Below are 7149 nucleotides of genomic sequence, written 5' to 3' on the forward strand. Positions count from 1 at the left end.
CTGTCGTCGCTGGTCGTCTGCGGATCGAGCGCGGCGAGGATCGCGGTCGCGTCGAAATCGTTGATGATGATGCTGGAGAGTTCGCCCGTCAGCTTGTCCGGCTTGCCCGGCTGCTTCACGTCGATCGAGATGGCGGCGCGGTCCGCCTTCATCGCGTCGATCTTGCCGTGCTTCAGATTCTGGATCGCGAGCCCGGCATAGGTGATCTCGCCGCTGCCGGCGGCCGCGCCGGAATCGAAGGTTATCGTCAGGGTCGGGGCCGCAAGCGACGATGCGGTGACGCTCGCATATTGATTGAGTGCGTAGCGGTATATGTCGATCAGGGAGCCGTCCGTCGGCGCATTCATGGCGTGAACGGGACCGGCATAGTCGCGCATCGTCAGTTGCGGGATCCTGTACGCGACCTTCAGCCTGGTCGGGCCGAGCTGGTCCAGCGCGACCTCGAGCCCGGTGATGTCGATGCTGTCGGCCGAAAATCTGGTCTCGTCGATCTGGCGAACGCCCGTACCCTTGATGCCCGCGATCCTGATTTGCGCCTGCGGCTCCTTTCCGGGCGCAATCACGACGTCCTCGATCGTCAGCGTCCGGGTCGCGAGCGCGAACCCGATCTTGCCGTGGCTCGCCTTGCCGCCGCCTGCACGCATCTGCTCGAAGACCGCCTCGACCTTGCTGGTCGCCCGGTGCTGGACGTAGAGATCGAAGCCGAACCATCCGCCCGCGCCGAGCGCGGCTGCCATGATCAGGCCGATCAGGATTCGCTTCATGCCGTTGCCCCAGTTGCTCGTTCTGAACCGTGCAACCTGCCATATTCGCGAAACGTGGCGCGGTCCAGGGAAAGCTATGGTTTTCAAATATTTGACCGCGCGCCCTGTTGATGGGGCAGCAATCGGATGTTGCCACCGGGGCACCCGGCGTGCTTCATCCCGTTTTCATGACCCGGAAATACCGTTCCGCTTGGGCGGCAGCTCCGGAGCATGCATTTTGATGCCGGTAACGCGAGGCAAGACTGCGCATGTCGTCCTATTCTGATGATCTCCACCAGGCGGCGCTGGCCTATCATCGTCTGCCGCGCCCCGGAAAGCTTGAGATCCAGGCAAGCAAGCCGCTTGCCAATCAGCGCGACCTCGCGCTGGCCTATTCTCCGGGCGTTGCCGCGGCCTGCACCGAGATCGCCAAGAACCCGGCCGAGGCGGCCACGCTCACCACCCGCGCCAATCTGGTCGCGGTGGTCTCCAACGGCACCGCGGTGCTCGGCCTCGGCAATATCGGCCCGCTGGCCTCCAAGCCGGTGATGGAAGGCAAGGCGGTCCTGTTCAAGAAGTTCGCCGGCATCGACGTGTTCGACATCGAGATCGCCGCCGATACCATCGACCGCGTGGTCGAGACGGTTGCGGCGCTCGAGCCGACCTTCGGCGGCATCAATCTGGAGGACATCCGCGGACCGGAATGTTTCGAGATCGAGACGCGCTTGAAGGAGCGCATGAAGATCCCGGTCTTCCATGACGACCAGCACGGCACCGCCATCATCGTCGCCGCCGCCATCACCAACGGCCTCAGGCTGAACGGCAAGAAGCTGTCCGACGTCAAGATCGTGGCCTCGGGGGCAGGGGCCGCTGCGCTCGCAACGCTGAACCTGCTCGTCTCGATGGGCGCGCAGCGCAAGAACATCTGGGTCTGCGACATCGACGGGCTCGTGCACGAGGGGCGCAACACCTCGATGGACCGCTGGAAGGCGGTCTATGCCCAGAAGACCGACAAGCGCACGCTCGCCGACGTCATCGGCGGCGCCGACATCTTCATCGGCCTCTCGGCACCCGGCGTGCTCAAGCCCGAGATGGCCAAGGCCATGGGCGACCAGCCGCTGATCATGGCGCTCGCCAATCCCGTGCCGGAGATCATGCCGGAAGAGGCGCGCAAGGCGCGCCCCGACGCCATGATCTGCACCGGCCGCTCCGACTTCCCGAACCAGGTCAACAACGTCCTCTGCTTTCCCTTCATCTTCCGCGGCGCGCTCGACGTCGGCGCCACCGCGATCAACGAGGAGATGAAGCACGCCGCCGTCGAGGCCATCGCGCAGCTCGCGCGCGAGGCGCCGTCGGACGCCGTCGCGCAGGGCTTCGACACCGGCGAGACGCAAGGCTTCGGTCCGGGCTCGCTGATCCCGAGCCCCTTTGATCCCAGGTTGATCCTGCGCATCGCGCCGGCCGTGGCGAAAGCGGCGATGGAATCAGGCGTCGCAACGCGACCCATCACCAATTTCGACGAATACACCGCGCTGCTCGAGCGCTTCGCCTTCCGCTCCGGCCTCGTCATGAAGCCGATGTTCGCCAAGGCCAAGACCCAGCCGGTGCGCGTGATCTATGCCGAAGGCGAGGACGAGCGCGTGCTGCGCGCCACGCAGGTGGTGCTGGAGGAGAACCTGGCGCGGCCGATCCTGGTCGGCCGTCCTTCGGTCGTGGAGGCGCGCATCAAGCGGTTCGGCCTCTCGATCCGCGCCGGCAAGGACTTCGACCTGGTCAATCCCGAGGACGATCCGCGCTACCGCTCCTATGTGCAGTCCTATGTCGAGGTTGCCGGCCGCCGCGGCGTCACGCCGGATGCAGCCCGCACGGTGGTGCGCACCAACAACACGGTGATCGCCGCGCTCGCGGTGACGCGCGGCGAGGCGGATGCCATGCTTTGCGGCGTCGAGGGCCGCTACATGAGCCATCTGCGTCATGTCCGCGAGATCGTCGGCTTCTCGCCTGGGATCAGCGACTACGCGGCGCTTGCGCTGCTGATCACCAGCAAGGGTGCTTTCTTCATCGCCGACACGCAGGTTCGGCCCAACCCGAGCGCGGAGGAGCTTGCCGAGATCGCCTCGCTCGCCGCGGTCCACGTGCAGCGCTTCAACATCAAGCCGAAGATCGCCTTCGTCTCGCATTCGGATTTCGGCAGCTACGACACCGACTCCTCGCGCAAGATGCGGCTGGCGACCCAGCTGTTGAAGGACAAGCATCCGGAGATCGAGGCCGACGGCGAAATGCAGGGCGACACCGCACTCTCCGCCGCTGCGCGAAAAATGGTGCTGCCGCACTCCAAGCTGGAGGGCGAGGCCAACATCCTGATCATGCCGACGCTGGACACCGCCAATGTCGCCTATCAGATGATCAAGTCGCTGGCGGACGCGCTGCCCGTCGGCCCGATCCTGGTCGGCCCGGCGCGCCCCGCGCATATCCTGACGCCATCGGTGACGGCGCGCGGCATCCTGAACATGACGGCCGTTGCAGTCGTGGAAGCGCAGGAGCGCGCCTCGCGGCAGCAGCCGACGTTGTTCACGTAGCTGCTTCCCGTTTTCCAGGCATTTTGGGACAGCGCGCTCCGCGAACTCGTCATGCCCGGGCTTGTCCCGGGCATCTACGATCTTCGCGCCGTGGAGCAGGTCGTGGATGGCCGGGACAAGCCAGGACAAGCCCGGCCATGACGCCGATAGAGCGGTAGCCGAACTTTGCGCGGTCGGTTCGATTCCGCTAGGGAGCGCCACGTCACCGCTGCGCCGCCAACTTTGAATTCCTCGCGGTTCTCCATTTCCACGTTTGTAAACCGGCGCACGACTCTTCATAATCCGCCGACGCGTCCCACGCTTTGAGCTTGCCAAGAGGCCGATCATGCCTGCGTTCGTGACTTTCGGGCGAATCCTGTTCGCCGTGCTGTTCATCTACACGGGCGCGACCAAGCTCTTTGCCATCCAGGCGACCGCCGACTTCATCGCTACCAGGGTCGTGGTGCCCGACGTCATCGCGCCTTACGCCAGGCAGGTCGAGACGGCGACGGCCATGACCACGCCGCAGCTCTTGGCGATCGCGGTCGGCGGGCTCGAGGTCATCGCAGGGCTGATGATCGCGCTGAATTTCGGCGCGCGTTTCTTCGCGATGCTGCTGATCGTCTACGTTGCCGTCGCGACCGTCCTGTTCTACGACTTCTGGAACATGGCGGCTCCCGACAACGCCAAGATGCTGGTCGACGCGCTCAAGAACCTGTCGATCATCGGTGCGCTCTGCATGATCATCGGCTACGGCCGCACCACGCGTCCGGCCGAGGCGGCCTACGGCGACGTGTAGCGGTCAATCCGCTCTCGGCGGCGCAATCTCGCGCATCCAGCGGGAAATCGTCGCGCTGCTCGTTGCATCGGTGCCGCGCTGCAGGCCGAGCAATGCGGCCTCGCGCGCGGCGCGGGGCGTGATGCCATAGGCCGCCTTGAACGAGCGCGTGAAATGCGCGTCGGTGCCGAGCTGCCAGCGCCGCGCGACCTCGCTGATCCGCGGACCACGCGCGCCCGAATTGGCGAGATCGAAAAAGGCGCGATGCAGCCGCCGGCTGCGGATGTAGTCGGCGATGCCGCCGACGGGTGCGAACAGCCGGTACAGTGAGGCCCGGGACAGGCCGAAATGGGCCGCGATCGAATTGGCCGACAGATCCCCGCTGGCAAGGCCGGCCTCGATATATTGGCGGATCCGCATCAAGGGCGGGCTCGCGGCGACGGCATGGTCGGCATCAGCGTCGCCACGCTCGAGCTCGTTGCGCAGGCAGGCGGCCAGCAGCGAAACCGTGCCCTCGGCCACCGATTGGCATTCGTCGAGCGTCATGCGCGGTGCAAATTCGAACAGCGCGGTGAGATGTCCTGCCAGGAGCCTTGCGATCACGCTGCTGCCCGGCAGGACCAGCCCGTGCAAATCGTCGACCCGCAACAGATGGGTGCCGAACATCGGGCGCGGCACGACCAGCGTGACATTCTCGAAAGCCGTCGCCTTGGTCTCCAGCGTCTGGGCGAGGTCGAACAGGCAGATGTCGCCCGCGCGCACCCGCATGGGCCGGGTGCCCGCGACGCCGTCATAGCCACCCCTCAGATAGAGCTGGAGGATGATGTGGTCGACGCCGCTGCGCGCGATCGTTTCAGGTGTGCGGCGGAAACGCTGGCCGCTGGCGCGGCTCAGCCCGATCAGCACCGGCCCCATGGCGTAAGAGCTGATGTCGGCGCGAAACGGGCCCGGTTCGTCGGCGGCAAGCTCGTCGACCTCGAACAGCGTGGCGACAGCCTCCCGCCAGGCGGCGACGTTCGCATCCGTCTCCATCTGATCGGCCGTGAAGCCGAATGCCGGCAGCAAGGACGAGATCGGGGCTGCATCATCAGTCAGTCCGGAGGCGTTTGTCGGACCTGTCGTCGTACCGTCGTCGGTCATGGTGGCCGTGGTCGCGTCTCGATCGTCGTTAAGGAGCGGGGAAGGGCGAAGCCGGGCCAATCATACCCGGCTGTAGGTTGATATCCGGCGAAGGGTTCGTTCGTGTACGAATCCTCCCGCCCGCAGGCCGCAGCCTCGATCCCAAGCCGTCCGTTCTTGCGCTTTTGTCTCAGTCTGTTGATGCGGTGTTTCGGAATGGCCGGCTCGTATTGACGCAGCGCCACAGACGTTGGCTATAGCGCCACGACCGCCGTCGGGGCCGATTATCGGGTCTCGGCAAATATGCTAGCCGGCTTTGCGCTGGCCGGCGGCGGGACCAATTTTGGATTGCTGAACTGCAGGATACCCAATGGTATCTTGTTGCCGGTACTTTGCATGGGGTTGTTTTTCCAATTTTGAATCGGAGCCCCCCGGTGCGAGCGAGATCGGCAATGCCGACAGGCTAACCCGGCCGCCATGGGGTCACGGTCACCTCGTGCGCCGCGTCGAGCAGGTACGGCGTGCCCGGTTTCATCCCGTGCGAAGCCAGCACCTCGTGCGGCGTCCGCTGGGGCACGCCGACAAAACAGCCTTCGCCGCCGGGCAGCCGCACATGCGGAGCCTCCGACAGCCAGAACGTGTCGTAGCGCTCCATGAACAGGTCGAACACCGCGGGACCGCCGATGACGGCAATCATGCCGGAGGCGACATCCGCGAAGGCGCAGGCCGCCTCGAAGCTCGCGTGCTCCGGATTCCACAGCGTCGCATTCGGCATCTCCGGATCGACGGTGAGGTCCTTGATCTTGCGGGTCAGGATCAGCCGCTTGCGCTTCGGCGAATTCGGCTGCTGCTCGTGCGAGTGCCGGCCATGCACGATCAGCGCGGCGCGGTCGAGCGCCTGCTCGAAGAACAGCTTGTCGCCTTCGAACTTCAGGTTGTCGGGCATGACGCGACCGGCGTCGGCAAGCATACCGTCCGCCGAGACGATGACGTAGCCTTCGATACGGAAAGACAATTGCCTTCTATTCGGAAACGGTCGTCACCACGGAATTGACCGGGCGCTGGCTGACCGTCGGCAGCTTGATGTCCTTGAGCAGTTCCTGGTCGTATTCCGGAAGCGTCGATGCCGGGAACTTGGCGCGCATCGCCACCACCTTGTAGCCGCCGGCCTTCAGCCGCTTGAGCAGCTCGGGCAAAGCCTCCGCGGTGTGCTTCTGGAAGTCGTGCATCAGGATGATGCCCTTGCCCTTGGTCTCGAGCTTCTTCATCACGGTCTCGATCACCTTCTCGGGCTTAGAGGCCTTGAAGTCGAACGAGTCGATGTCGCAGGAGAAGATCGCGACATTGCGGTTGCCGAGATAGGTGACCATCTCCGGCGGATGCTGGAGCGCCGGGAAGCGGAAGAACGGCGAGGGCGAGATGCCGCCGAGCGCCCATCTCACGGCGCTGAAGCCCTTCTCGATCTCGTCCTTGCGCTGCGCCTCGCTAAGCTTCTTGTTGTTGAGGTTGGCGTGCGACCAAGTGTGGGCGCCGACGGTATGGCCGGCCGCGTAGACCTGCTTCAGGATCTCCGGCTCATAGGTCGCGTGCTTGCCGATGGAGAAGAAGATGCCGGTGGTGCATTCGTCGGCGAGCGCCTTCAGCACCGCGGGCGTGTTGCGCGGCCAGGGGCCGTCGTCGAAGGTCAGCACCACCTCGTGGTCGCGCAGGAAGTCGAGCTCCTTGAAATGCTCGAATCCGAAGCCGGGACCGCCCGTGGTGTCAATCTCGACGGTGCGGGCGACACCGAGCGCGCCGGGCGTGTTGCAGGCCGCGCGCGCCGGCTGCGGCGGCTGCTTGGGCGGAGGCGGATTGACGAACCCCGCCGGCGCGGCGCCCGTAGCGGGAGCGGCGGCCGGAGCCGTCGCGGGCGCCGACGCGACTGGCGTCGCCGGTGCGGCTTGCGCCGCGG

The 7149-nt window shown here is 65.5% G+C and carries 5 protein-coding genes and 1 pseudogene; 2 read left to right on the forward strand and 4 right to left on the reverse strand.

The genetic code is table 11. The features are described from left to right. Positions 1–764 (reverse strand): annotated as a pseudogene (locus IC50_RS42390) (hypothetical protein); the annotation flags it as partial. A gap of 248 nt (positions 765–1012) precedes the next feature. Between IC50_RS42390 and IC50_RS06695 the strand changes: the two are divergent. Further along, positions 1013–3322: an NADP-dependent malic enzyme gene (locus IC50_RS06695; RefSeq protein ID WP_035702087.1), complete on the forward strand. Its 2310-nt coding sequence runs from the start codon at positions 1013–1015 to the stop codon at positions 3320–3322. A 325-nt stretch (positions 3323–3647) separates the two neighbouring features. After that, positions 3648–4100: a DoxX family membrane protein gene (locus tag IC50_RS06700; RefSeq protein ID WP_035702089.1), complete on the forward strand. Its 453-nt coding sequence runs from the start codon at positions 3648–3650 to the stop codon at positions 4098–4100. A 3-nt stretch (positions 4101–4103) separates the two neighbouring features. Here IC50_RS06700 and IC50_RS06705 read toward each other — a convergent pair whose 3' ends face one another. The 3 genes from IC50_RS06705 to IC50_RS06715 form a co-directional block, all read right to left on the reverse strand. Next, positions 4104–5219 (reverse strand): helix-turn-helix domain-containing protein, encoded by a 1116-nt coding sequence (locus tag IC50_RS06705; protein WP_050990924.1) that lies wholly within the window; start codon positions 5217–5219, stop codon positions 4104–4106. A gap of 442 nt (positions 5220–5661) precedes the next feature. Beyond that, positions 5662–6213, reverse strand: a complete 552-nt coding sequence (locus IC50_RS06710; RefSeq protein WP_035702092.1) for a dihydrofolate reductase — start codon at positions 6211–6213, stop codon at positions 5662–5664. A gap of 7 nt (positions 6214–6220) precedes the next feature. Continuing rightward, positions 6221–7149: polysaccharide deacetylase family protein (locus tag IC50_RS06715; protein ID WP_035702094.1), on the reverse strand; the 929-nt coding region annotated here is incomplete at its 5' end.

The organism is Bradyrhizobium genomosp. I (2014) (genome assembly GCF_000261685.1).
Classification (GTDB): Bacteria; Pseudomonadota; Alphaproteobacteria; order Rhizobiales; family Xanthobacteraceae; genus Bradyrhizobium.

Bases quoted from the DNA above. Each gene is read 5' to 3' on its own strand.
- IC50_RS06705 (WP_050990924.1), bottom strand. From the start codon at position 5,219: ATGACCGACGACGGTACGACGACAGGTCCGACAAACGCCTCCGGACTG.
- IC50_RS06695 (WP_035702087.1), top strand. From the start codon at position 1,013: ATGTCGTCCTATTCTGATGATCTCCACCAGGCGGCGCTGGCCTATCAT.
- IC50_RS06700 (WP_035702089.1), top strand. From the start codon at position 3,648: ATGCCTGCGTTCGTGACTTTCGGGCGAATCCTGTTCGCCGTGCTGTTC.